The 26,618-nt window shown below is 33.5% G+C and carries 28 protein-coding genes and 1 tRNA gene; 15 read left to right on the top strand and 14 right to left on the bottom strand.

Going from position 1 to position 26,618, the window contains the following annotated elements:
• Positions 1-3: 3 nt before the first annotated feature.
• The 10 genes from SOM12_RS03320 to hisS all read right to left on the bottom strand — a co-directional run bounded on the left by SOM12_RS03320 (position 4) and on the right by hisS (position 9,540).
• Entirely contained in the window at positions 4-807 is an 804-nt protein-coding gene (locus SOM12_RS03320) for a Cof-type HAD-IIB family hydrolase (RefSeq protein ID WP_095931830.1), read from the bottom strand.
• A 76-nt stretch (positions 808-883) separates the two neighbouring features.
• Positions 884-1,102, bottom strand: a complete 219-nt coding sequence (locus SOM12_RS03325; RefSeq protein ID WP_095931831.1) for a putative signal transducing protein — start codon at positions 1,100-1,102, stop codon at positions 884-886.
• A 95-nt stretch (positions 1,103-1,197) separates the two neighbouring features.
• Complete coding sequence (locus tag SOM12_RS03330) at positions 1,198-1,857, bottom strand: DEAD/DEAH box helicase (RefSeq protein ID WP_320492383.1); 660 nt, start codon at positions 1,855-1,857, stop codon at positions 1,198-1,200.
• A gap of 45 nt (positions 1,858-1,902) precedes the next feature.
• Positions 1,903-3,066, bottom strand: coding sequence for a sigma-54-dependent transcriptional regulator (locus tag SOM12_RS03335; RefSeq protein ID WP_095931833.1), 1,164 nt, complete (start codon positions 3,064-3,066; stop codon positions 1,903-1,905).
• 103 nt (positions 3,067-3,169) lie between these two features.
• Positions 3,170-4,486, bottom strand: a complete 1,317-nt coding sequence (locus tag SOM12_RS03340; protein WP_320492384.1) for an ABC transporter permease — start codon at positions 4,484-4,486, stop codon at positions 3,170-3,172.
• Between the two features lie 71 nt (positions 4,487-4,557).
• Complete coding sequence (locus tag SOM12_RS03345; protein WP_250837147.1) at positions 4,558-5,502, bottom strand: ABC transporter ATP-binding protein; 945 nt, start codon at positions 5,500-5,502, stop codon at positions 4,558-4,560.
• A gap of 160 nt (positions 5,503-5,662) precedes the next feature.
• Entirely contained in the window at positions 5,663-6,772 is a 1,110-nt protein-coding gene (dnaJ, locus tag SOM12_RS03350) for a molecular chaperone DnaJ (RefSeq protein WP_095931836.1), read from the bottom strand.
• Between the two features lie 69 nt (positions 6,773-6,841).
• Positions 6,842-7,420, bottom strand: coding sequence for a nucleotide exchange factor GrpE (locus tag SOM12_RS03355; protein WP_320492385.1), 579 nt, complete (start codon positions 7,418-7,420; stop codon positions 6,842-6,844).
• 329 nt (positions 7,421-7,749) lie between these two features.
• Positions 7,750-7,820, bottom strand: a tRNA-Trp gene (locus SOM12_RS03360).
• 292 nt (positions 7,821-8,112) lie between these two features.
• The gene (gene hisS / locus SOM12_RS03365; protein ID WP_320492386.1) at positions 8,113-9,540 is read right to left on the bottom strand and encodes a histidine--tRNA ligase; all 1,428 of its coding nucleotides are present in this window, start codon (positions 9,538-9,540) and stop codon (positions 8,113-8,115) included.
• A 202-nt stretch (positions 9,541-9,742) separates the two neighbouring features.
• Here hisS and SOM12_RS03370 point away from each other — a divergent pair, with 202 nt between their 5' ends.
• The gene (locus SOM12_RS03370; protein ID WP_172426966.1) at positions 9,743-10,987 is read left to right on the top strand and encodes an ABC transporter permease; all 1,245 of its coding nucleotides are present in this window, start codon (positions 9,743-9,745) and stop codon (positions 10,985-10,987) included.
• A 20-nt stretch (positions 10,988-11,007) separates the two neighbouring features.
• On the opposite strand, the gene SOM12_RS03375 is transcribed toward SOM12_RS03370, so the two are convergent.
• The 3 genes from SOM12_RS03375 to SOM12_RS03385 form a co-directional block, all read right to left on the bottom strand.
• A complete protein-coding gene (locus tag SOM12_RS03375; protein WP_095931840.1) occupies positions 11,008-11,526 on the bottom strand; it encodes a hypothetical protein in 519 nt (172 codons plus the stop codon).
• A gap of 26 nt (positions 11,527-11,552) precedes the next feature.
• On the bottom strand, positions 11,553-12,416 hold the full coding sequence (gene prmC / locus SOM12_RS03380) for a peptide chain release factor N(5)-glutamine methyltransferase (RefSeq protein WP_095931841.1): 864 nt from the start codon (positions 12,414-12,416) through the stop codon (positions 11,553-11,555).
• A gap of 86 nt (positions 12,417-12,502) precedes the next feature.
• Entirely contained in the window at positions 12,503-12,988 is a 486-nt protein-coding gene (locus SOM12_RS03385) for a GNAT family N-acetyltransferase (RefSeq protein ID WP_320492387.1), read from the bottom strand.
• 130 nt (positions 12,989-13,118) lie between these two features.
• Between SOM12_RS03385 and ribD the strand changes: the two genes are divergently transcribed.
• Genes ribD through SOM12_RS03400 form a run of 3 tightly spaced genes read left to right on the top strand, consistent with a single transcriptional unit; the run spans position 13,119 to position 15,403 of the window.
• Positions 13,119-14,165 carry a bifunctional diaminohydroxyphosphoribosylaminopyrimidine deaminase/5-amino-6-(5-phosphoribosylamino)uracil reductase RibD gene (ribD, locus tag SOM12_RS03390; protein ID WP_320492388.1) on the top strand — a complete coding sequence of 349 codons (1,047 nt, stop codon included), beginning with the start codon at positions 13,119-13,121 and terminating at the stop codon, positions 14,163-14,165.
• Positions 14,158-14,760 (top strand): HAD family hydrolase, encoded by a 603-nt coding sequence (locus tag SOM12_RS03395; protein WP_095931844.1) that lies wholly within the window; start codon positions 14,158-14,160, stop codon positions 14,758-14,760. The genes ribD and SOM12_RS03395 overlap by 8 nt, the downstream gene beginning before the upstream one ends.
• A 10-nt stretch (positions 14,761-14,770) precedes the next feature.
• A complete protein-coding gene (locus SOM12_RS03400) occupies positions 14,771-15,403 on the top strand; it encodes an IMPACT family protein (RefSeq protein ID WP_095931845.1) in 633 nt (210 codons plus the stop codon).
• A 24-nt stretch (positions 15,404-15,427) separates the two neighbouring features.
• Here SOM12_RS03400 and SOM12_RS03405 read toward each other — a convergent pair whose 3' ends face one another.
• Positions 15,428-15,841, bottom strand: a complete 414-nt coding sequence (locus SOM12_RS03405) for an acyl-CoA thioesterase (protein ID WP_095931846.1) — start codon at positions 15,839-15,841, stop codon at positions 15,428-15,430.
• Between the two features lie 187 nt (positions 15,842-16,028).
• On the opposite strand from SOM12_RS03405, the gene dnaA reads away from it, so the two are divergent.
• The 11 genes from dnaA (at position 16,029) to scpA (ending at position 26,515) form a co-directional block, all read left to right on the top strand.
• Entirely contained in the window at positions 16,029-17,456 is a 1,428-nt protein-coding gene (gene dnaA / locus SOM12_RS03410; protein WP_095931847.1) for a chromosomal replication initiator protein DnaA, read from the top strand.
• 8 nt (positions 17,457-17,464) lie between these two features.
• Positions 17,465-17,932 (top strand): low molecular weight protein-tyrosine-phosphatase, encoded by a 468-nt coding sequence (locus SOM12_RS03415; protein ID WP_320492389.1) that lies wholly within the window; start codon positions 17,465-17,467, stop codon positions 17,930-17,932.
• A 61-nt stretch (positions 17,933-17,993) separates the two neighbouring features.
• On the top strand, positions 17,994-18,707 hold the full coding sequence (locus tag SOM12_RS03420; RefSeq protein ID WP_095931849.1) for an SAM-dependent methyltransferase: 714 nt from the start codon (positions 17,994-17,996) through the stop codon (positions 18,705-18,707).
• A gap of 23 nt (positions 18,708-18,730) precedes the next feature.
• Positions 18,731-19,162, top strand: a complete 432-nt coding sequence (locus tag SOM12_RS03425) for an energy transducer TonB (RefSeq protein WP_320492390.1) — start codon at positions 18,731-18,733, stop codon at positions 19,160-19,162.
• A 34-nt stretch (positions 19,163-19,196) separates the two neighbouring features.
• A complete protein-coding gene (locus SOM12_RS03430; RefSeq protein WP_320492391.1) occupies positions 19,197-20,324 on the top strand; it encodes a methionine aminotransferase in 1,128 nt (375 codons plus the stop codon).
• A 77-nt stretch (positions 20,325-20,401) separates the two neighbouring features.
• A complete protein-coding gene (locus SOM12_RS03435; protein ID WP_172426967.1) occupies positions 20,402-21,283 on the top strand; it encodes an SDR family oxidoreductase in 882 nt (293 codons plus the stop codon).
• 392 nt (positions 21,284-21,675) lie between these two features.
• Positions 21,676-22,284: a uridine kinase gene (gene udk, locus SOM12_RS03440; protein WP_250837162.1), complete on the top strand. Its 609-nt coding sequence runs from the start codon at positions 21,676-21,678 to the stop codon at positions 22,282-22,284.
• A 157-nt stretch (positions 22,285-22,441) separates the two neighbouring features.
• The gene (locus SOM12_RS03445; RefSeq protein WP_095931869.1) at positions 22,442-22,774 is read left to right on the top strand and encodes an FtsB family cell division protein; all 333 of its coding nucleotides are present in this window, start codon (positions 22,442-22,444) and stop codon (positions 22,772-22,774) included.
• A gap of 14 nt (positions 22,775-22,788) precedes the next feature.
• Positions 22,789-24,153, top strand: coding sequence for a methylmalonyl-CoA mutase subunit beta (locus SOM12_RS03450; RefSeq protein ID WP_320492392.1), 1,365 nt, complete (start codon positions 22,789-22,791; stop codon positions 24,151-24,153).
• 38 nt (positions 24,154-24,191) lie between these two features.
• Entirely contained in the window at positions 24,192-24,380 is a 189-nt protein-coding gene (locus SOM12_RS03455) for a hypothetical protein (RefSeq protein ID WP_308070940.1), read from the top strand.
• 11 nt (positions 24,381-24,391) lie between these two features.
• Positions 24,392-26,515 carry a methylmalonyl-CoA mutase gene (gene scpA, locus SOM12_RS03460; RefSeq protein WP_320492393.1) on the top strand — a complete coding sequence of 708 codons (2,124 nt, stop codon included), beginning with the start codon at positions 24,392-24,394 and terminating at the stop codon, positions 26,513-26,515.
• The last annotated feature ends 103 nt before the right edge of the window (positions 26,516-26,618 follow it).

Raw genomic sequence — 26,618 nt, forward strand, 5'->3', positions numbered from 1 at the left:
TATTTAATTTAAAATATATTTTTGTACCACTTCAGCAACACCATCATCATTATTTGAAGCCACGATTAAATCTGCTCTATCACGCAATTCAGGATTCACATTATCTACCCAAACTCCTAAACCTGCATATTCTATCATTGTCAAGTCATTTCCTGCGTTTCCAACGGCGATAATCTCACTTTGATGAATACCCAGCTTTTCTGCCAAAAGTTTCAAACTCGCAGCTTTATCAATGCCTTGTTGTGCCGCTTCTAAGAAAAATGGTTTAGACATCGAAACACTTAAATGTGGCATAGCCTCCATTAAATCTTTTTCCAAGGTTTTTAAATAAGCTGGATCTTGCAACAAAATACATTTAACCGCTGGTCTGTCTACATAATCTTTAAAGCTTGAAACTTTATGATGTGCCATTCCCGTGATTTCTTTTTCTACCTCAATATATTCAGAATCTGTTTCGCTAATGATTTGGTCGTCTAAATACGTAATGATGTGCGCATTCTTTTTTACACTATAATCGTATAACGCATGAATTTGTTCTACAGTCAACTTCTGTTCAAACAAAACTAAATCATCTTTTACACGGCTGATTATTGCGCCGTTAAACGAAATCATATACGAATCGTTTTTATCTAATTCCAACTCCTTTGCATAAGCTGTCATTGCGGTAGTTGGTCTTCCAGAAGCCAAAACAACATACACGCCTTTTGCTTGTGCTTCTAGTATTACTTTTTTATTTAAATCTGATATTCTGTGATCGTCTGTCAACAAGGTGTCATCCATGTCGAGCACTAACATTTTGTATTGCATTTTTTTAGTTTTCAGTCGCAGTTTTCAGTCGCAGTCTCAGTAACCACTGAAAACCGCAACTGAAAACTGAAAACTTTTAAAGACTCATTCTAAACTCTTCTATAACCGGATTTGCTTTTGCAAAATCTGTTTCTTGTATAAATACTTCAATCGCCAAATCTGTCTGACCAAAACCTCCTAAACGTGCAGATTGAATATTGTCTTTTTTTACTGTTTCTACCCCAGCTTCTTCTAATCTTTCCTGCAAAGCAATTGCTAATACTTCACTTCCAGAAAATACTTTCATTAATCCCATAACTTTTTATTTTTTATTCTATTAATTTAAAAATCAAAAAATCCCGCTTTCCAGTTACTGAGACTGAAAACCGGGACTGAAAACTTTATTGTAAATTATTCTTCTTCAATATCGTCTTCGTCTTCATCAAGCTCTTCTCCGTCTTCATCCATATCAAACAAATAAGGCTCAACCATGATTTTATCTGCCAAAATTTCAATACGCTCTGTCAGAGTTTCAGAAAAGATAATTCGCTGCACTTTGGCAATACTATTTGAAATACGTGTGATTTTTGGATCATGGCGTAATTTCAAAATCGGATCTGCATCATCCAAAATAAACATTTTTAAACGATTTACATTGTAACCCGCTGTACTAAACATGTCATTTAATTTAGTTGGCGTACCAATTAAAACATCAATTCCTGTAGAAACGTAGTTTTTATCATAATCCATGTCGCCTTTTTCGTTTACACCATAAATTTCCAAATTGGTGTATTTCCCATATTTCTCAAAAAGCTCAACCATTTCCAAAACCTTTGCTTTGTCTTCCACAATGATTAAAGCACGTGGCGATTCTTCAGTTTTACCAGCCAATTGCTGAATCACATTTAAAACAATCGTTGTTGTTTTCCCACTTCCTTTTGGAGAAATAATTACACAATCAGCACCGCTTTTTATGGTTGAAAAAGTTTCTAACTGCAAAGCATTCGCTTCCGTTAAACCATTTTCAACTAATCCGTCTTGTAATTTCTCGTTTATTTTTTTTAGTTTCATTTCTAAATTTTAGATTTATGATTTTAGAATTTAGATTCCAAATCATTATTTGCTTGCGAACATTTTCACATCTGATTCTGAGATTTCGTTTCCTCCCAAAATAATCAATCTTTCAACTACATTTCGAAGTTCACGAATATTTCCTGTCCAATCGTATTCTTGCAATAATTTTATGGCTTGCGCCGAAAACGACTTAACCGCATTTCCTTGCTCTAAAGCTATTTTTTCTGCAAAATGCGAAATCAAAGCCGGAATATCATCACGTCTTTCATTCAATGGCGGAACTTTAATTAAAATCACAGCCAAACGATGGTATAAATCTTCACGGAAACGGCCTTCTGCAATTTCTGTTTTCAGATCTTTATTTGTTGCTGCAACAACACGAACATCAACTTTAATATCTTTATCAGCACCAACTCTCGTAATCATACTTTCTTGCAAAGCACGCAAAACTTTGGCTTGCGCCGAAAGGCTCATATCTCCAATTTCATCTAAGAAAATAGTTCCTTTGTCTGCTGCTTCAAACTTTCCGGCACGATCTTTCACTGCCGATGTAAAAGCACCTTTTACGTGTCCGAACAATTCGCTTTCGATCAATTCGCTCGGAATTGCAGCACAGTTAACTTCAATTAACGGAAAACTAGAACGCTCGCTTTTTTCATGTAATTGATGCGCTACTAATTCTTTTCCTGTTCCGTTTGGTCCAGTAATCAAAACTCTTGCTTCTGTTTGCGCCACCTTATCAATCATCACTTTGATATGATTAATCGATTCGCTGTCACCAATCATTTCGTAGTTTTTGCTAACTTTTTTCTTTAGAATTTTATTTTCAACTACTAATTGTTTTTTATCCAAAGCATTACGAACCGTATTCAATAAACGGTTCAAATCTGGCGGTTTTGAGATATAATCAAAAGCTCCCAAACGCATGGTCTGAATCGCAGTTTCCATATCACCGTGACCCGAAATCATCACCATCGGAATTTCTGGTTTGATCTTTTTTACTTCTTCCAAAACCTCAACACCGTCCATTTTTGGCATTTTGATATCGCACAAAACCAAATCATAATCGTTGTTTTTTATTTTTTCAAGTCCCGCAACACCATCTTCAGCTTCATCAACCTGATACGCATCATTTTCTTCTGATAATATTTTTACCAGAACTCTTCTGATCGCTGCTTCGTCTTCTACAATTAGTATTTTACTCATTCTTTTCTAAGGTTCTAAGACGCTAAGATACTAAGGTTCTGAGTTTTTTTTTAGAAGCTAAAAAATAGCATCTTAGAACCTTAGTATCTTAGCATCTTTAAAATTAATATTTTAGCCACTTATACAATTCCTTCCAAGTCGGTTTTTTGCCGTACATTAAAATACCTACACGGTAGATTTTGGCTGCGAACCATACCACAAGGAAAAATGTAGCAAACAATAATGATACCGAAATTGCGATTTGCCACCACGGCACGCCAAACGGAATACGCATTAGCATTACAATTGGCGAAGTTAACGGAATCATTGAAAAGATAACTGCAACACTTCCGTGCGGATCGTTTACAACTGTAAAAAAACCGATATAAACACTCAAAATCAGAGGCATTAAAATTGGCAGCAAAAATTGCTGAGAATCGGTTTGATTGTCAACTGCTGCTCCAATTGCCGCGTAAAATGAGCTATATAAAAAATACCCTCCAATAAAATAAATCACAAATCCGATTATGATGCTTGCAATTGGCAAATTCCATAATTCAGCAATATACATTTGCGCCGATCCAGCAAGTTCGTGCTGCGCACTTTGCATTAATTCCGGTGAAATTCTTGCTGTCGGACCAACATTCACGCCGAAAAATGCCGAAGCTGCAAACATTAATCCTAATCCAATTATGGCCCAAATCATAAATTGCAAAATTCCAGCCAATGACGTTCCGACAATTTTACCAATCATCAACTGAAATGGCTTTACAGATGAAATAATGATTTCGATAATTCTGTTTGTTTTTTCTTCGATTACGCTTCGCATTACCATGTTTCCATAAATGATAATAAACATCATAATCAAATAACCAAATGCGCCTCCGATTCCGATTTTAATTTCATTTAAACCTTTCAGACTTTCTTCTCCAGAAGCTTTAACCAAATGAATATTTACATCTGACTGTGCTTTCTGAATGGCCAAAGTGTCTAGTTTTGCTTCTTCCAGATTTAGTTTTGTAATTTTACTTCCAATGATATCTTGAGTATTTTCAATAAAAGAAATGCTCGGACTATTATTAGAAATAAATTCAATTTTACGTTCTAAATCTTTAATGTTTTTTGTTTTCGGAATAACGATTAATCCGTTGAAATTTTCTTTTGTAATGCTATCTTTTAAAGCCTTTACATCAATTTCAGATAAATTTAAATATTTGAATTCGGCTCCTTTTTTATTTTCTTTTAAAAAATCAGATGCAAAAAGTCCAGTTTCGTCATGAATTGCAATTCTTTTTGTTTCTGCTTTCATCGAGCTTAAATAGCCAATAAAAACAGCAATTGCCACAAATAAAAGCGGACTCAAAAATGTCATGACAACAAAAGATTTATTGCGGACTTTGGCAATAAATTCTCTTTTTATAATCAACGAGATGATGCTCATAAATATTTTTAATTTTCAAATCTAAAACCCCAAATTCCAACTCTCGCAGTTTCAAACTTGGATTTTGGAATTTAATTATTGGAATTTAATTTTTTGTTTTCCGTTACCGTTTGGATAAAAATATCGTTTATGCTCGGAATTTTTTCTACGAAATGTGTTACTTGTCCACGTTGTGTTAAAATATTCAATAATTCGTTTGGACTTGCATTTCCAATCTGAATATTTAATTTCAAATCATCATTTAAAGATTTAAAACTCGCAGGCGAAACCGTGAACTTTTGAGTGATATCGTACATCAAACCTTCAACATTATTTGTCAAAATTCCCACTTCAAAACTATTGGTTCTAAACTGACGTTTCACATCAGCCACTTTCCCTTCGATCAATTTATTGGATTTGTGAATTAAAGCAATGTTTTCACAAAGCTCTTCTACACTTTCCATTCTGTGCGTCGAAAAAATAATAGTAGAACCTTGTTCTTTCAATGCCAGAATTTCATCTTTAATAACATTCGCATTTACAGGATCAAATCCGGAGAAGGGCTCATCTAAAATTAGCAATTTTGGTTTATGCAAAACACAAACCACAAACTGAATTTTCTGTGCCATTCCTTTAGAAAGTTCCTGAATTTTCTTGTTCCACCAGCCTTGAATTCCTAATCGGTCAAACCAATAATCCAATTGTTTTTTGGCTTCAGCCTTAGAAAGGCCTTTCATTTGAGCCAGATACAAACATTGCTCTCCCACTTTCATCGAACTATACAAACCTCTTTCTTCTGGAAGATACCCGATAGTTTGCACATGTTTGGGTTGCAATCTTTCTCCATCCAAAATTACTTCGCCACTATCTGGCAATGTAATTTGGTTTATGATTCTGATAAGGGAAGTTTTTCCGGCTCCATTGGGACCTAAAAGTCCATATATACTGCCTTTTGGCACATTTAATGAAACTTCGTTAAGTGCTACATAATCGCCGTATTTTTTTACGACTTTATGTACTTCAAGTAAGTTACTCATGCTATTTTTAAGGATTTACTGCGTCACTTTGCCTGTTACGGTTCAGCGACTGTAAAAGTAAATAATTCGAAGCGAAATTGTGGCATATTACGCAAAAAACCCATTCTAATTTATGCTAGAATGGGTTTTTAATTTTTTATAACTTTAAAAGAAGTTAAGATTATGAGAACATATCTTTTACTTTTTCAAAAAACGATTTCTCTGATTTCTCTGGACTTGGAACAAAATGTTCGTCTGCTAAAGCATTTTCAAAGAATTGTTTTTGCTCTTTATTTAATGTTTTTGGAGTCCAAACGTTTACGTGAACCAATAAATCTCCGCTTCCGTAACCATTTAAACTTGGAATTCCTTTTCCTTTCAATCTTAAGATTTTTCCAGACTGAATTCCTTCTTCCAATTTAATACGAACTTTTCCGTTGATTGCTTCAATATCTTTAGAAGCTCCCAAAACTGCTTCAGGAAAACTGATATATAAATCGAAATGGATGTTTTCTCCTTCACGCTTCAAGAATTCGTGCTCAACTTCTTCAATCGCTACAATTAAATCTCCTGGAATACTGTTTCCTGGAGCATCGTTACCTTTGTTAGCAACTTTTAACTGCATACCGTCAACAACTCCAGCAGGAATTTTGATTGATACTGTTTCGTCTTCTTGAACCATTCCTTGAGCATCTGCCTCAGAAGGTTTTTTATCTAAAATCTGACCAGAACCACCACAAGTAGGACAAGTAGATGCAGATTGCATTCTTCCTAAAATGGTATTGGTTACACGCATTACTTGTCCTTGACCATTACAAGTCGTACAAGTTTTATACGTTACGCCTTTTGCCTGAACTTTACGTTTTACTTTTACTTTTTTCTCCACTCCATTTGCAATTTCTTCTAAAGTTAACTTCACTTTAATTCGAAGATTGCTTCCTTTCGCACGACGAGGACCTCCGCCTCCGCCTCCGAAACCGCCAAATCCGCCACCAAAAATATCACCAAACTGGCTGAAAATGTCATCCATATTCATACCGCCGTGGCCACCGCCAAATCCGCCAGAACCATCAAATGCTTGATGACCATATTGATCGTATTTCGCTTTTTTCTGTGGATCACTTAAAACTTCATAAGCTTCTGCCGCCAATTTGAAGTTTTCTTCTGCCTCTTTGTCGCCTGGATTTTTATCAGGATGGTATTTAAGCGCGCTTTTTCTATACGCTTTTTTAATTTCGGCAGCATCAGCATTTTTTGAAATGCCTAGTATTTCGTAAAAATCTTTTTTCATAATTAGGTTTAAATTCCAAATTCTAAAATTCCAAAATCCAAAATTGGAGTCAGAATTTTTATTTGCTTTTTAGTTTCCAACTACAACTTTAGGGTAACGAATAATTTTGTCTCCTAATTTGTATCCTTTTTCAATAACATCAACAATTTTCCCTTTTAATTTATCAGACGGAGCTGGAATTTGGGTAATTGCCTCAGCAATATCAGCATTGAAAGCATCTCCTGCTTGAATTTCAACTTGCTCTAAACCTTTAGAAACTAAAGTGTTTTTCAGTTTTTCGTGAATCAACTCAACACCTTTTTTCAAATTCTCATCCTCAGACTTGTTGATCTCTACTGCCGCTCTGTCAAAATCATCTAAAACCGGAAGCATAGCCAATAAAACCTCTTGATTTGCTGTTTTAAATAAATCAAGACGCTCTTTTGAAGTTCTTTTTTTGTAATTTTCAAATTCAGCAAATAATCTTAAAAACTTATCTTTTTCGTGAGCCAAGTCTTTAGCTAATTGCTCCTCAACACTTAATTCTTCAACAATTAACTGTTCTCCGTTGGCATTGTTCTCTAACGTTACATCGTCTAATTCCTGATCGAATTCTGTATTTTCCGTAGTCATATTACTTTTATTTTTAAAAATATTCTTAAACTTCATTTTTATTTCTTTCTGTTGGATTGCAAAAGTACTGCCAAATCTTATAAAATGTCAAATTGTCACTTTATTAATTATGAGACATTTAAAAAACGTATTTGCGCAGAAAAAATTTATTATAATTTTAAGACTATTACGTTTTAGTTTATGTTATCTTTGAGACCAATAAACATAAATTATTACCACCAAAAATTGAATTTAAGGGTTGGCTTCGGCCTCTAAATAATTATTAATTCAAGTTTACCTTATATTAAAAAAAGCTTCGCCTATAGAGACGAAGCTTTTTTTTATGTTTAAGCTTTACATGACAAAGTTGTCATTTACTATTTTAGCACGGGCGGAGGGATTCGAACCCCCATCAACGGTTTTGGAGACCGCTATTCTACCCTTGAACTACGCCCGTAACTTTAAGGTTGGCAAATTAAAAGTTTTTTTTCTTCTCTGGCAACTATTTCAGGCAGAGATTTTAAAAGAAAACCCTTTGAATCTGCGGAATCTAAAGCAAAAACTTTTGTTCCAGATAGTTAACTTGATAAAGTTTTTTTTAATTCTTCGAATTTTATTTGCTTCTTAGAAAGAAAAATTATTTCACGCAGATTTTAAAAAAGATTTAGGGAGATTTGTACAGATTTTTTAAACAAAAAAATAAAATAAATCTGCTCTAATCTGAAAAATCTGCGTGAAACAAAATTTTATTATGCCTGTAAAGCATTTTTTAATCCTTCGAAATCAACAGAAACCTGCTCTCCTGTCACTAAATTTTTAAGCGTATAAGAATTTGAAGTAATTTCTTGATCTCCAACTAATACTGCAAACGGAATTAAACGTTTGTCTGCATATTGAAATTGTTTTCCAACTTTTACACTATCAGGATACAATTCTACTTTTATATTTTCTTTTCTCAATTTCTGAATTGCCTGTGAAGCGTAAAGCGCTTCTTTGTCTCCAAAATTCAAAAACAGTGCTTTTGAAGTAGCCGCAACAGTTTCAGGGAATAATTGTAATTCTTCTAAAACCAAATAAATTCTATCCAATCCAAAAGAGATTCCGACACCACTCATATTTTTTAAACCAAAAATACCCGTCAAATCGTCGTATCTTCCGCCACCTCCGATAGAACCCATAGCAACAGTTTTTGGAGCTGCAACTTCAAAAATAGCTCCTGTATAATAATTTAAACCACGAGCTAAAGTCACATCTAAATCTAAAATCGCAGTAGAAAGTCCTAATTCAGCAACATTGTCACATATAAATTTAAGTTCTTCAACACCTTTCATACCTTCTTCAGAAGATGACAATAATTCTGAAAGCTGTGCAATTTTGTCTGCAAAAGTTCCAGAGAAACTAAAAAGTGGCTGTACTTTTACCAAAGCCTCCTCAGAAATTCCTTTTTCAATCATTTCTTTCTTTACGCCATCTTCTCCAATTTTATCCAATTTATCAAGAGCAACCGTAAAATCGATTAATTTATCTGAAGCACCAATTACCTCAGCAATTCCAGATAAAATTTTTCGGTTATTGATTTTAATTGTAACGCCTTCTAAACCTAAAGAAGTAAAAACAGTATCATACAATTGAACTAATTCAACTTCCTGCCAAAGCGACTTCGAACCTACAACATCGGCATCACATTGAAAGAATTCTCTAAAACGCCCTTTTTGCGGATTATCTGCTCTCCAAACTGGCTGGATTTGGTATCTCTTAAAAGGAAATTCAATTTCACTTTGGTGCTGTACCACGTATCTTGCAAACGGAACTGTCAAATCGTAACGTAACGCTTTCTCAGAAATTTTTCCTGTAAATTTATTTAGCTCAATTCTTTGTTCTAAAGTAATTTTTTCAGCAGAATTTAATTGCAATTCTTCGATCGATTCTGGCAATTCAATTTTACTTTTATTGTAGAAAAAGTTACCTGAGTTTAATATTTTAAAAATAAGACGGTCTCCTTCTTCTCCATATTTCCCCATTAAGGTATCTGAATTTTCAAACGAAGGCGTTTCGATTGGTTGAAAACCAAATTTCTCGAAATTAGCTTTTATAGTCTGAATAATATATTGACGTTTTGACACCTCTGCTGGTGAAAAATCTCTTGTCCCTTTTGGTATACTTGGTTTCGAAGCCATCTTTTCTATTTTAGATTTTAGATTTCTGATTTTAGATTATTTTCCAATCTTTATCTTCAAAAATCTTTAACATTAATTTCTTATTGATTTGGATTTTATTCAAAATCTCAAATCGTCTGCAAATATCTTACTTTTTAAAATAAATAATAACACTTCGAAAACAAACTTGTAACAAAAACCGTATTTTCGTGACAAATTGGTCATGATGCTAAAATTATTTAAAGAAAATATCCGAATTGCATTTGGTTCTATCAAAACACAACTGCTGCGAACTATTCTTACTGTTTTAATTATTGCCATCGGTATTACCGCTTTGGTTGGAATCTTGACTGTAGTTTCTGCTTTAGAAAACACAATTTCCAGCGATTTTGCTTCTATGGGAGCCAATACTTTTAACATCAATCAATATGAAAATAAAGTTCGAAACCGTGGCGGAAACGAACGCGAAGTCATCAATCCGATTATTTCCTATCCAGAAGCTGTGGCTTTCAAAAGCAAATACAAATACCCATTTACAGAAACCTCTCTATCTTTTACCGCAACTACAACTGCCGAAGTAAAATACTTGAGCGAAAAAACAGATCCAGAAATTACAATTGTAGGCGTAGACGAACATTTTATTACCAATTCTGGACTAGAAACTAGTTTAGGAAGAAGTTTTAACCAATTTGATATTGAAAACAATACTTACTCTTGTATTGTTGGTTCTGATTTTGAAAAAGGACTTTTGAAAGATATTAATCCAATTGATAAAACTATTTCTATTCGAGGCGCAAGATTTAAAGTAATTGGTGTCCTAAAAGAGAAAGGTTCTACGTTTGGCAACAGCCAGGATTTAAGAGTTCTAATTCCAATTCAAGTTGCAAGATCTTTATTTACTGCACCAAATATCAATTATACCATTAGTGTAATGGTTTCTAAAAAAGAAGTTTTAGACGAAGCCATAGACAATGCTACAAGTACAATGCGAAGAGTTCGTAAATTAAGTCCGGTTCGTGACAATAATTTTGGAATAGTTCGAAGCGATGATTTGATTAATCGTATTCTAAGCATAACTCAATATCTAGGATTAGCAGCGTGGACTATTTCTGTAATTACCATTTTAGGATCATCTATTGCTTTAATGAATATTATGATTGTTTCGGTAACAGAACGTACACGCGAAATTGGTGTTCGTAAAGCGTTAGGGGCAAAAAGATCAACAGTTGCTTTTCAGTTTTTTATCGAAACTTTATTAATCGGACAAATTGGTGGTTTAGTTGGAATCTTTCTTGGAATTCTTCTTGGTTTCGGGATAGCCACAGCTATGAGTTTTTCTTTTGTGATTCCGTGGATGGCTATTTTTGCCGCTTTTGCAACTAGTTTCTGCGTGGCAATAGTTTCTGGTTTGTATCCTGCTATTAAAGCATCAAAATTAGATCCTATTGAAGCGTTGCGTTACGAATAGTTTTTAGTGTCAGTTTTCAGTTAATAATCACTTTTACTTTTTAAACGATTCTTTCTAATATTTTCTAGAATAATGGGAAAATCTTTTTTACGACATATTCCTAATTGAAGACAACCACTTGGTGCTTTGGGATGATATTCATTTTCTTCATAAAGTTCATGCAGCATTTTAGGGATCTGCCTTTCAAACTTTACAGCTATAATATGATTATTTCCTATCGAAGTGCTTTCTGCTGGAATCCACCCATTCACTAAAGAATGTACAAGTTTAAATTCCTGATAAACAAATTTTTCTGGGTTACGAAAATCAAAAATACATCCTAAATCCGTAAGTAAAGGCCAAGCGGCAGAGGCTCTAAACGTTCCTAACAGAATTTCATTTTCAGCTTTAGACCAATTTATAAAATCATTATAGAAATCTGTTTTTAATCGATTTTCAAAACGCTTTTCTACAATATCTTTAACAGATTTAATTCCATTTCCTGAAAAATAACCATCAATTACAATAAACTCATCTTTGGGGTGATTATGGTCTTCCATAAGATTTTAAACGAATTATTAAATTACTAGCCTTTCAAAACCTTACCAGAAATCATTCTGTCATTATCATAAATATCTTTTCGAAGCTCTACACTTTTAAAATCCATACTTTCTAATAAATCGGTCATTTCTTTTCCAAGATATTGATTGATTTCGAAATATAATTTTCCTTTTTCTAGAAGGGCTTTTTTTGCCAGTAAGGCAATTTTTCTATAAAAAATTAAAGCATCGTGATCTTCAACAAAAAGAGCTAAATGCGGTTCGTAGTCCAAAACATTTTTTTTGATTTCTGCTTTTTCTAAATTTCGTACATACGGCGGATTAGAAACAATAATATCAAACTGGCATCTTAATTCTTCTTCTTTTAAAATATCCAATAACACAAAAGTCACTTCGACATTATTTCTTACAGCGTTTCTTTTGGCCGTTTCAATTGCTTTTTTAGAAACGTCAATGGCAACAACTTCTGCATGTGGAAGATTACTGGCTAACGAAATCGCAATACAGCCAGTTCCTGTTCCAATATCGAGAATTCTTAATTTTTTATTTTTATCTCTACTAGTATTTTCATTGATAATCCACTCGACCAATTCTTCTGTTTCTGGCCTCGGAATCAAAACATTTTCATTTACTTCAAAATCCAAACCGTAAAAGTTTGTTTTCCCAAGCAAATATTGGATTGGAACTTCTTTTTTAAGCTGTTTCAGCAATTCATCCCATATCACAAAATCATTCTCATCAAATACCAACTCATGATTTAAAGCTAAATCAATCTGGCGAAGTTGGTGCTTATCTTCTAAAATTAAATAAAAAAAACTCTCTGCTTCGTACGCATCGTAAAAAGGAGATAATTCTTTAATAAACTGAGTACGATATTGTTTAATTTTCATTTTTATTTTTTGGGCATTTACATCAGTCCAAAACTGATATTTTATCTTTCAATAAGTCTTGCTACTTCAAATTTGTTACATTAAAATCACAATACTTTCAGCATCCATACCGGACAAGAATTATGCCCAGTACATCCCATTGGAGCATCTAAATACTCAAAACCGGATTTTTTATAAAGCTTTTGCGCTGCATGCATAAATGGCATGGTTTCGATATAACATTTTTTAAAACCAAAAGCTCTTGCTTGTTCCAAACATTTATCCATCATTTGGGTTCCAATCCCCAATCCTCTTGTTTTTGGAAGGAAATACATTTTCTGCAATTCACAAATTTCAGGATCTCCATTTTCTAAAGGAGCAATTCCAGCACAGCCTACAATTTCTCCATCATTTTCAACAACAAAATAGGCCGATTTCGTTTTACTATATTCCTCAAACATCAAATCCAAATAAGGATCTTCATATGCTGTCCCTACTTTTGGAATTTCCATTTCATCAAAAACAGATCTTATCAAACTTGCAACAGCTTGATTGTCTTCTTTTTTAATTGTCCTTATAAACCAATTTACCATTTTTTTATTCTAAATTATTATAAACACAAAGATAAATATACTTTTTTGATACCATTATAACTATCGGGATTGTTTCACAACTTAATCTTTTCGAGTTAGTGATAATCTTAAAATTAACTACTTTTGCACTGTGAATATACATGAAAAATACATACAACGCTGCATCGAACTGGCACAAAATGGACTTGGGACAACGTATCCGAATCCTATGGTTGGTAGTGTGATTGTTTACGAAGATACAATTATTGGCGAAGGTTGGCATAAAAAAGCAGGTGAACCCCATGCCGAGGTAAATGCAGTTAAATCTGTAAAAGACAAATCGTTGTTAAAAAAAGCTACAATTTATGTAAGCTTGGAACCTTGCAGTCATTTTGGGAAAACTCCTCCTTGCTGTGATTTGATTATTGCAAATGAAATTCCGAATGTTGTGGTCGGCACAGTTGATCCTAACGAAAAAGTAGCGGGAAGGGGAATTTTAAAATTAATTGAAGCCGGAGCGAATGTTACTGTTGGAGTTTTAGAAGAGGAATGCAACGAACTGAATAAACGCTTTTTTACTTTCCATCAAAAAAAGAGACCATATATTATTTTAAAATGGGCCGAAAGTCAAGACGGATTTTTAGCTCCAGAAAAAGAAATCGACCAGGCGCGCCAGCCAATTTGGATTACGAACCAATATTCAAGACAATTGGTTCACAAATGGCGAACTGAAGAACAGGCAATTTTGGTTGGAACACAGACTGTTGTTGATGACAATCCGAAATTAAATGCTCGAGATTGGAGCGGCAATAATCCCGTTCGAGTTGTTATTGATCAAAATAATAGAATTGATGAAAACAGTTTTATTTTTGATAACTCTGTAAAAACTTTTATTTTTTCTAAAGATTCGAAACCATCAAAAGAAAACACTCAATTTGAAGCAATTGACTTTGATAAAAATAGTATCCCTCAAATTTTGGATGTTTTATATCAAAATCAAATTCAATCTATAATAATTGAAGGAGGAAGACAAACACTCCAATCTTTTATTGATGAAAATCTTTGGGATGAAGCTCGAATTTTTGTTGGAAAAACGAGTTTTCTAAATGGAACGAGAGCTCCAATTATTACCAGAAAAACCACCACAAAGACTAACATATTAAGTGACGAACTAATACAAATTAGAAATCATGATTAATGCGATAATTTTTGACTTTGGAGATATTTTCATCAATTTAGATAAACCTGCCACAATTTCTGGTTTGCAAAAATTAGGAATGAAAGAATGGAATAATGAATTGGATCAATTAAATCTTTCTTTTGAAGTGGGAGCTATTTCACCAGAAGATTTTATTGGAGGTTTTCAAAAACAATTACCAAATGCTTCTAAAGATGATATTTTGAGAGCTTGGAATGCAGTTTTAGCAGACTTCCCTTTTTATCGTCTAGAGTTTCTTCAGGAACTATCAAAAAAATACCGCTTGTTTTTGTTGAGCAATACCGACTCTATTCACATTAATACATTTGAAGAAAAAAGCGGAATTTCTTTTTACAAAGATTTTTATGCTTGTTTCGAAAAAGTATATTTTTCATTTGATATAGGAATGAGAAAACCAGATCCGAAAATCTATCAATTTGTATTAGACCAAAATAATCTAGTTGCAGAAAACACTTTGTTTGTTGATGATAAAACAGAAAATACAGACAGTGCCGCAGCTTTAGGAATTAAAATTTGGAATCTTCAGGTTGGAAAAGAAGATGTGATTGACCTTTATAAAAAGAATATAATTTAGAATACTGCTTTTGGAAATTAACGATACTTATCAAACTATTGCATCTGCATCTGAAGAAATACTGTTTAAAGAAAAAGGCAGTAAATTCTTTGGCTATGCTTTTCCGATAGATCATGAAGACGAAGTAAAACCAATTATCGAGGAACTTAAAAAGCAACATCCACACGCAGTACACTATTGCTACGCTTACCAAATTGGTGTTGGAAATAAAATCTCGTATCGTGCCAACGACGATGGAGAACCAAGCAATACAGCCGGAGCTCCAATTTACGGACAAATACAATCTTTTGGATTAACGAACGTTTTAGTTGTAGTCGTTCGTATTTTTGGCGGAGTAAAATTAGGCGTTGGCGGATTGATTTCTGCCTATCGAACAACTGCACAACAGACTTTGGAAGTTTGTGAAATCGTTGAAAAGACAATTGATGTTGAATTTTTAATTTCTTTTGATTACAAAAACATGAATAAAGTAATGCGAGTGATCAAAGAAAAGAAATTAGAAATCACTTCTCAGGAAATGGAAATGGATGAAATTTCTGGACTGCCAATTGGCAAAATTGTGACAAAAACACGAAAAAAAAATGCCGAAACAGTATTCAGCATTTTTGATTTAATGTTCGAAATTGATATTAAAATTATATAATTTAACACCAAAACAAAGGCTATTTTAACACTTTTCATCAAGTGCTTTGAATATGTCTAAAATGTATTCTGGAGGAGCTGTTGGTCGACCCGTTTTTAACGCTACAAATACTAAAATAAATGTCGCAGTTGTTAATAACTCATTAGCCTCATTGTAAATTGCGCAGTCAAATTCGATCTTTACAAAAGAGTGACTTTTGAAAGTCGTGTGAATTGTCAAAAGTTCGTCGTATCTCGCCGATTTTTTGTAATTGATGTTCATGTTGACAATTGGAAGACCAATACCACTTTCTTCCATGCTTTTATACGAAACCCCTTTATTTCTAAGCCATTCCACGCGTCCAATTTCAAAATAAGGAATATAATTGCCGTGATAAACGACTCCCATTTGGTCAGTTTCTGAGTAACGAACTCGTACTTGAGTCTGATGATTTTTCATTTATAAAATATTAAAAAAATTCGAATTTAAAAAGCCGCATTACAACTTTTTTTTATAAAATTAGATACCAAAATATTTTTTTTTACAGAAATTTGTTCACATATTTGTTATCCCGAAATACGGAATAAAATTGCTCCTCTTTTATTAGGAGAATCTTTATAACAATAATAAAAATTTATCTGAATCTATGACTAAAACTGCTCAATCGGTATGGGAAAACTGTTTGTCCTTTATAAAGGATAATATTCAAGACCAAGCATATAAAACTTGGTTTGAACCAATCAAATCAGTTGAGCTAACCGATAACGCATTATACATTCAGGTTCCAAGTAAATTTTTCTACGAATGGCTCGAAGAGCATTACGTAAAATTATTGAAAGTTGCGCTTACCAAAGAACTGGGAAAAAACGCAAAGTTACTCTATAAAATTAAAATGGAGAACACTTATGGCAATAAACAGCCGTTTACCGAGCAGCTGCCAAGTGCCAACAGAGTGCCAATGAAACCGCAAGAGGTTGATGCTCCGTTTAAAAACTTAAATCCTGAACTAAAAAATCCGTTTGTAATTCCTGGAATTAGAAATTTAAAAATTGAGTCTCAGTTAAATCCGAACTATAGTTTTGATAATTTCTTAGAAGGAGATTCCAACCGTTTGGCTCGTTCTGCAGGCATGGCTGTTGCCAACAAACCTGGAGGAACTTCATTTAATCCGTTATTGATTTTTGGAGGAGTTGGTTTAGGAAAAACACACTTAGCACATGCTATAGGTGTAGAGGTAAAAGATAAATATCCAGAAAAGACCGTTTTATATATTTCTGCTGAGATTTTTACGCAGCAATACATTGATTCTGTAAAAAAGAATAATCGTAATGATTTTATTCACTTTTACCAATTAATCGATGTTTTAATTATTGATGACGTTCAGTTCTTATCTGGAAAATCAGGAACACAAGATGTATTCTTCCATATTTTCAACTATTTACATCAAAACGGAAAACAAGTAATCTTAACTTCAGATAAAGCTCCTGTTGATATGCAGGATATCGAACAAAGATTATTGTCTCGTTTTAAATGGGGATTATCTGCAGAGTTGCATCAGCCTGATTACGAAACTCGTATCTCGATCTTAAAAAACATTTTATATCGTGATGGTGTTGAGATGCCTGAAGATATTTTAGAATATGTTGCTCGAAACATTAAATCAAATGTTAGAGAATTGGAAGGGGCAATTATTTCGTTAATCGCTCAATCTTCTTTCAATAAAAAAGAAGTTACGATTGAACTGGCTAAAAGTGTTGTAGAGAAATTTGTTAAAAACGTAAAGAGAGAAATCTCAATCGATTATATTCAAAAAATCGTTTCAGATTATTTCCAATTAGATATTGAAACACTTCAGTCTAAAACTCGAAAGAGGCACGTTGTACAAGCAAGGCAACTAGCGATGTTCTTTGCTAAAAAATTCACAAAAGCTTCTTTGGCAAATATTGGTTCACAAATTGGAGACCGCGATCACGCAACTGTTCTTCATGCTTGCAAAACAGTCGATAATTTAGTTTCTACAGACAAACAATTTAAAAAGTTTGTTGAAGACATCAATAAAAAACTAACGCTTTAAGACGCACCATGCCTGTAAAGATCTTAATGGTTTGTTTAGGGAATATCTGTAGATCTCCTTTAGCAGAAGGGATTTTAGCTTCTAAACTTCCCGAAGATAAATTTTTAGTTGATTCGGCTGGAACAGGTTCTTGGCATATTGGCCATTGTCCTGATAAACGTTCTATCGAAGTTGCCAAAAAAAACGGAATCAATATCGGCGAGCAAAAAGGGAGACAAATTCAAGTTTCTGATTTTGACAAATTCGATTATATCTATGTAATGGATAATTCTAATTTTCGCGATGTACTTCATTTAGCTAAAACTCCAGAACACAGAAACAAAATTCGTTTGATTTTAAACGATTTATTTCCAAACGAAAATGTCGATGTTCCAGATCCATATTATGGCTCAGCAAATGGTTTTGACAATGTTTACCAAATGCTAGACGAAGTAACCGATCTTATTGCAGATCAATTACTTAAAAAACACTCCTAATTCGATTCAATTGTTTCTAAAAAAGAGATAATTGAATTTTTTAATTTTAAAGAAAAAACACATGAAACTTCTCGGAAAATTATATTTAATTCCAACTACAATGGGCGAAAGCGATCCGATGGATGTTTTACCTCAAACCGTTAGAAGAACGATAGAAGTTATTGACCATTATATTGTTGAAAACGACAAAACGGCGAGAAAATCAATAAAAGCAGTTTATCCTGAAAAGAAACAATCTGAACTGGTTCTTTTCACTTTAAACAAAAGAACAGAAACTAGCGAACACTTAGATTTCATTAAACCTTTATTAGAAGGAAAAAACATGGGATTAATGAGCGAAGCCGGCTGTCCTGGAGTTGCAGATCCTGGGGCTGCAATTGTAAAATTGGCTCACGAAAAAGGGATTCAGGTTGTGCCTTTGGTAGGTCCCTCGTCTATTCTATTGGCCATGATGGCTTCTGGAATGAATGGTCAAAGCTTTACTTTCAACGGATATTTACCAATTGACAAAGACGAGAAAAAATCGGCAATTCGTCATTTTGAGAAATTATCTTACGATAAAAATCAATCGCAGCTATTCATTGAGACTCCATACAGAAATAATAAACTGATTGAAGATCTTCTACAGATTTTAAGTCCTGCAACTCATCTTTGCATTGCTGCAGATATTACTTTGCCGACAGAATTCATCAAAACATTGAAAGTTGCGGATTGGAAAAAGTTAAAAGTTGACTTAGATAAACGCCCTGCGATTTTTATTATTCATAAAATGTAAAAAACTCAAACACCATCATCATTATGAAAAAATTTCTAATCTTGATTTTGATTTTCGTTTCACAACAAACCTTTTCTCAAAAAGAAAATATAAAAATCTGCAAAACTCCAAAAACAAAAATTGAAGCAATTAATAATGATGAGAATAGAATTTATAATCCATTAGACATAGAAATAAAACCTGAATTTCCTAGAGGACAGCAAGCATTGGATAAATTTATTAAAGAAAATTATAAAAACCCAAAAGACACCTCACTTAAAGGAAACGTATATGTGACTTTTATAATAGAAAAAGATGGTTCTTTAAGTGACATAAAAGTATTAAAAGATATTGGTTCTGGGACTGGCACTGAAGCTATTCGAGTTTTAAAAGCATCTCCTAAATGGATTCCTGGAAAACAAAATGACAAAGAAGTTAGAACTTTATACTCGCTTGTCGTACCAGTTCAACAGTAAGTTTTAATTATCTCTTCCCTAATCAAACTTCAACATGAGTAAACTCCCAAACGTAACCACAAGCATTTTTACGGTAATGTCAAAAATGGCAACAGAATACAATGCTATAAATCTTTCCCAAGGATTTCCAAATTTTCCTGTAGATGAAAGATTAACAGATATTGTTTCCAGATTAGCAAAAGAAAACGTTCACCAATATACACCAATGGCAGGTCATCCTCCGTTGATGAACAAAATTGCCACGTTAACCCAGAGCTCTTACAACAGAACAATTAATCCTGACACAGAACTTTTGGTTACCGCTGGAGCTACACAGGGAATTTTCACTACTATTTTGGCTTTAGTAAAAGAAAACGACGAAGTAATTATTCTCGATCCGAGTTATGATTCTTATGAGTCTCCCGTTTTACTTTGCAATGCCAAACCTGTTCGAGTAGCGCTGAATGATGATTATACTCCAAATTGGGAAAGGATTGAAAAAGCATGTTCTGCAAAAACCAGAATGATGATTATCAATAATCCGCATAATCCGACAGGGAAAATTTTAACTGAAAATGATTTTGTTCAATTAAAAAATCTTCTCGAAAAATATCCAGATATTATCATTTTATCTGATGAAGTTTACGAATATATTACTTTCGAAGAAAAACATATTTCAGCACACACCAAAGATTTCCTTTTAGATCGTTGTGTGATGGTTTCTTCTTTTGGAAAATCATTTCATATAACAGGATGGAAAATTGGTTATACCATTGCTCCAGAGCATTTAATGAAAGAAATTAAAAAAGTACATCAATTTTTAGTTTTTAGTGTAAACAGTATTTCGCAGTTTGCTATCAGCGAATATTTAGATGTTGTTGACGTTAATCTTCTTGGAAAATTCTATCAAGAAAAAAGAGATTATTTTCAGAAACTGCTTCAGAATAGCCGTTTTGAATTGAAAGCTTGCGAAGGAACTTATTTTCAAGTTGCTTCTTATGCCAACATTTCAGATGAAGACGATGTTACTTTCTGCAAAAATCTTATTACCAAACACGGAGTTGCTGCAATACCTATTTCAACCTTCTATTCCGATCATAAAGATCAAAAATTAATTCGTTTTTGTTTCGCAAAGGATGACTTCACATTAGAGTCTGCAGCAAAAAAATTATCTGAAATATAATTTTTTTCAAAATTTTATAACATTATTATGCATGCATCCTATTTTATTTAACTAATATTGCAAAAAAAGAAAAAAGTATGAGCTACACAGATAAGATGTTACGTGATGATGCTTTACAAGGCAAAGTCATTGTCGTTACGGGCGGCGGAAGCGGTTTAGGCAAAGCTATGACCAAATATTTTCTCGAATTAGGAGCTCAAGTAGCCATAACTTCTAGAGACCTAGAAAAGTTAAAAACTACGGCTGCCGAACTGGAAAGTCAAACGGGAGGTAAATGTCTTCCTCTTCAATGTGATGTTCGTCATTACGAAGAAGTAGAAAATATGCTTCAAGAGACTTTAAAAGCTTTCGGAAAAGTAGATGTTCTTTTAAATAATGCAGCAGGAAATTTCATTTCTCCAACAGAAAGATTATCTGCAAATGCATTTGATACTGTGATAGATATCGTACTAAAAGGTTCTAAAAACTGTACGTTGGCTTTTGGAAAACACTGGATCGATACGAAACAAACTTCTGCTACGATTTTAAATATTGTTACAACTTACGCTTGGACAGGATCTGCTTATGTTGTTCCTAGTGCTACAGCAAAAGCGGGAGTTTTGGCCATGACAAGAAGTCTTGCAGTAGAATGGGCTAAATACGGAATCCGTTCTAACGCCATTGCTCCAGGACCATTTCCAACAAAAGGAGCTTGGGACAGATTATTACCAGGAGATCTTTCAGAAAAATTTGACATGGCGAAAAAAGTGCCATTAAAAAGAGTTGGAGATCACCAGGAATTGGCCAATTTAGCGGCTTATTTAGTTTCTGATTTTTCATCTTATATCAACGGAGATGTAATTACAATTGACGGAGGCGAATGGTTAAAAGGCGCTGGACAATTCAACTTGTTAGAAGCAATTCCAGAAGAACTTTGGGATCAACTTGAAATGATGATAAAAGCAAAAAAGAATAAATAATTACAAGTGCTTACTAAATTCAGAATATTTTTTTTAAACTATACTGATTGCACGAAATCCCGAAGGTTTACTTTCGGGATTTTTTTATATTCACCATATAAGTTCATTTAAGAGATTATAAGTTTAATGGAGATTTTTTATCAATAAATCTAAAAGCTTGTTTAAGTCCAGAAAAAAGAACTATTTATATTTAATTATATTGCTTAAATGGTTTAAAAGAAATAATTCGGTCTTTTATTAATATAACGGCAATAATTTCAGTTAAGTAACATTTTGTTTAAATATTTTCTAGCTTAATTTTACTTACATTACTTATATGGTTAAATTATATTAAATGTTTAGCTATTCAGTTAAATTATTATTTTTGCGAAACAAATTATAACATCAAATTTATGCTCATTATAGGAATTGCAGGAGGAACAGGAAGTGGAAAAACAACAGTAGTACACCAAATCATGAACGAATTGCCACATACAGAAGTTGGGGTAATTTCTCAAGATTCTTATTATAAACAAACTGATAATTTATCGTTTGACGAAAGAGCATTAATCAACTTTGATCACCCAAGAGCAATTGATTTCGAATTATTGGTTAAGCATTTAAAAGCACTAAAAGCAGGTGAAACAATTGACCAACCAGTTTATTCTTTTATTCAGCATAACAGAACAGACGATACCGTTTCGACACATCCTAGAAAAGTGATGATTGTGGAAGGAATTTTAATTCTAACAAATCCAGAATTGAGAGATATGTTTGATATTAAAGTTTTTGTTCACGCCGATTCTGATGAAAGATTAATTCGTCGTTTAAAAAGAGATATTTCAGAAAGAGGACGTGATATTGATGAAGTTTTAAACCGTTACCAAACTACTTTAAAACCTATGCATGAGCAATTTATAGAACCTTCTAAAGCTTTTGCAGACATTATTATCCCGAATGACAAATACAATACGGTAGCAATAGATGTAGTTCGCGCTGTAATTAATCAGAGAATTTCATAATTTTTATCGTAAATTTAAACCATAATAATTAGGAGCTGATTCCCGCTTTCGCCTTTATCTTTTTATGGTCTCGTTAAAGAAACGAGACCATAAAAAGGATACCGGCTCTATCGGGGCTAAAAAAAACTAATAACTCAAAAGAAATATTCGTTTAAAAATGAAATTTAAAATTCCATACAAAGACAGAAAATGGTTCAAGTACCTAGGAAACAAATACGTTTGGGTTTTGCTGTTTTTTATTGTTTGGATGTTATTTCTAGACAATTACTCCTATTTTGATCATCGCTTTTTAGATGAGCAAATTCATGAACTTGAGGATAATAAAAAGTATTATCAGGACGAGATCAAAAAAGATCAAGAGCAGATCAAACAGCTCAAAAATCCTGAACAAATTGAGAAATACGCTCGCGAAAAGTATTTCATGAAAAAAGACAGCGAGGATATTTATATCATTCAATTTGAAGGAGACACGATTCAAGAAAAAGAATAATCAAACAAAATACAATGGCCACTAACCTATTCGACGATTTTAATCCGATTTCATCCAAACAATGGAAACAAAAAATTCAGTTTGAATTAGATGGAGCCGATTACAATCAGACTGTTATTTGGAATTCTCCAGAAGATATTCAGGTAAAACCTTTTTATCACAGCGACGAATTTACAAAAGCAGCAAATGTAAATACGCAAGCCTCAGATTTTAAAATCTGCCAAAATATCTTTGTTTTCGATGTAGAAAAATCTATCGAACGTGCTTTAAACACTTTAGAAAGAGGTGCAGAAAGCCTTCGTTTTACAATTGAAAACGATAAAATTGATGTTCAAAAATTATTAGAAAATCTTCCTTTAGAAAACAAAACGGTTTACTTTAATTTCAATTTTATCTCAATCGATTTCGTTAAAAAATTAGATACTATTTCAATCCAGAAAAAAGCTAAATTCTATTGCAATTTTGATCCAATCGGACAACTCGCAAGAGAAGGAAATTGGTTTACAACTTCGGAGAAAAATAATTTTGACACTTTAGATCTACTCTTTAAAAATACGGCCAATTTAAATCTGCTTAGTGTAGATTTAGGGTTGTATCAAAATTCCGGAGCCAATATTACGCAGCAAATTGCTTATAGTTTAGCGCATGCAAACGAATATTTAAATCGTTTCTTCGATACTGCAAAATCTATTGTTTTTCAGGTTTCTGTTGGAACAAATTATTTCTTTGAAATTGCTAAACTTCGTGCGTTTCGAATGCTTTTCGATTTAATTGCTAAAGAATACAATTCAAAAATCGAATGTCATATATTGGCAACACCAACAAAACGTAATAAAACGATTTACGATTATAATGTCAATATGCTTCGCACCACAACCGAATGCATGTCGGCAATTTTGGGAGGAGCCGATGCAATTGCCAATTTACCTTATGATGCATTGTACCACAAAGACAATGAATTTGGAGACCGAATTTCCAGAAATCAGCTTTTGATTTTAAAACACGAAAGTTATTTTGACAAAGTAGACAATCCAGCCGATGGAAGTTATTATATCGAAAGTTTAACCATGCAATTGGCAGAAAAAAGTTTGGCATTATTTAAAGAAATTGAAGCCAATGGCGGTTTCATAAAACTTTTAAATGATGGAACCATCAAAAAGAAGATTCAAGAAAGTGCCAATAAAGAGCAGGAATTATTCGATTCTAAAAAAGAAATTCTTTTAGGAACGAACAAATATCCAAACAAAGAAGACCGAATGAAACAGGATTTAGAATTGTTTCCTTTTGTAAAAATAAAACCAAGAAAAACATTAATTACGCCAATTATTGAAAAAAGATTGGCTGAGAAAATGGAGCAAGAAAGATTGGAGCTTGAATAAAATTAAGAGATAAGTTTTTGAATTTAAACTAAAGTATTATGAAAAGACCTAATGAAATAATATCAGTTGAAAACGATTCAATAACTGAATTTCAATACAAAATTCCTGAGTGGCAAATTGATCAAGTTAGAAAAAGAACAAAAGATTATTTAAAAAATCCAAATGATGTCTCTAACATCGATGACTTTTTAGAAGAAATCAAAAGAGATTTAATCGCACTTAAATAACCATATTTAAATTGAGAAAAGACTTTAAACATATAAAGCTAGAAGTTAAAAGTCAGAAACCAGAAGGTAATTCTAGTTCTGACAACTTTACGACTGCCGAAGGAATCGAAATCAAAAAAAACTATTCGGAGAAAGATATCGAAGATTTAGAATTTCTTGATTTCGGAGCTGGTTTCGCACCCAATTTGCGCGGACCATACGCTACCATGTATGTGAGACGTCCATGGACCATTCGCCAGTATGCGGGATTTTCTACAGCAGAAGAAAGCAATGCTTTTTATAGAAAAAATTTAGCAGCAGGACAAAAGGGACTTTCCATTGCTTTTGACTTGCCAACTCATCGCGGTTACGATTCAGATCACGAAAGAGTAGTTGGTGATGTTGGAAAAGCAGGTGTTGCAATTGATTCTGTTGAAGACATGAAAGTGCTTTTCGATCAGATTCCATTAGACGAAATGTCGGTTTCTATGACCATGAACGGAGCTGTTTTACCTATTATGGCTTTTTACATTGTTGCTGCAGAAGAACAAGGCGTTAGTCCCGAAAAATTGACAGGAACGATCCAAAACGATATTTTAAAGGAGTTTATGGTGAGAAATACCTACATCTACCCTCCGACTCCTTCAATGAAAATAATCGCAGATATTTTTGAATTTACGAGCAAGAAAATGCCAAAATTCAATTCTATTTCCATTTCTGGCTACCACATGCAAGAAGCTGGAGCAACCGCCGATATTGAATTGGCTTATACTTTGGCCGATGGTTTAGAGTACATCAGAACTGGATTATTAACTGGGATGACAATTGACGATTTTGCTCCAAGATTATCTTTCTTCTGGGCAATCGGAATGAATCATTTTATGGAAATTGCCAAAATGAGAGCTGGCCGCATGATCTGGGCTAAATTATTAAAACAGTTCAATCCAAAAAGCGATAAATCTTTAGCCTTAAGAACACACTGCCAAACTAGTGGATGGAGCTTAACAGAACAAGATCCGTTTAATAATGTGGCGAGAACTTGTATAGAAGCTTCTGCAGCGGTTTTTGGCGGAACACAATCTTTACATACCAATGCTTTAGATGAAGCTATTGCGCTTCCAACAGATTTTTCTGCGAGAATTGCTAGAAATACACAAATATTTCTTCAAGAAGAAACCAAAATTACTAAAACAGTAGATCCTTGGGCTGGAAGTTATTATCTTGAAAGTCTGACAAACGATATTGTTGAAAAAACATGGAAGCTAATTGAAGAAGTTGAAGAACTTGGCGGAATGACAAAAGCGATCGAAGCTGGAATTCCGAAACTTCGAATTGAAGAAGCAGCTGCGAGAAAACAAGCAAGAATTGACAGCGGACAAGATATTATTGTTGGCGTAAATAAATATCGTTTAGAAAAAGAAGATCCGTTAGATATTCTCGATGTAGACAATCAATTGGTTCGTAAACAGCAAATTGAGCGTCTGGAAGAAATAAAAAGAACCAGAGATTCTGAAAAAGTAAATCAATCACTAGAAAAATTAATCCTTTGTGCACAAACTGGACAAGGCAACTTACTGGAAATTGCCGTTGAAGCTGCGAGAAACAGAGCAACATTAGGCGAAATTAGTAATGCATTGGAAACTATTTTTGGCCGTTTTAAAGCACAAATCAAATCTTTTAGCGGAGTGTATAGTGCAGCAATAAAAAATGACGAAAATTTTGAGCGAGCAAAACAACTAGCAGATGTTTTTGCTAAACAAGAAGGTAGACGTCCTAGAATTATGATTGCCAAAATGGGACAAGACGGTCACGACCGAGGTGCAAAAGTAGTTGCAACAGGTTATGCCGATGTAGGTTTTGATGTTGATATAGGTCCGTTATTTCAAACTCCAGCCGAAGCAGCAAAACAGGCGGTAGAAAATGATGTTCATATTTTGGGCGTTTCATCTCTTGCTGCTGGTCATAAAACATTAGTTCCGCAAGTAATAGAAGAACTAAAAAAACATGGACGCGAAGATATAATGGTAATTGTAGGTGGTGTTATTCCGTCTCAGGACTATCAATTCTTGTTCGATGCCGGAGCATCAGCCGTTTTTGGACCTGGAACTAAAATAAGCGAAGCAGCTATAAAAATCTTAGAAGCCTTAATAGATTAAAGTTAGCAGTCGCAGTCACAGTTCTTAGCTATTAATACTTGGGAAAATGAATAAAGATTTCGAGACAAAAGAAATAAAATAGAAAAAGAGGTTGTTTCACAAT

The sequence above is a fragment of the Flavobacterium sp. CFBP9031 genome (genome assembly GCF_034044945.1).
Taxonomy (GTDB): Bacteria; Bacteroidota; Bacteroidia; order Flavobacteriales; family Flavobacteriaceae; genus Flavobacterium.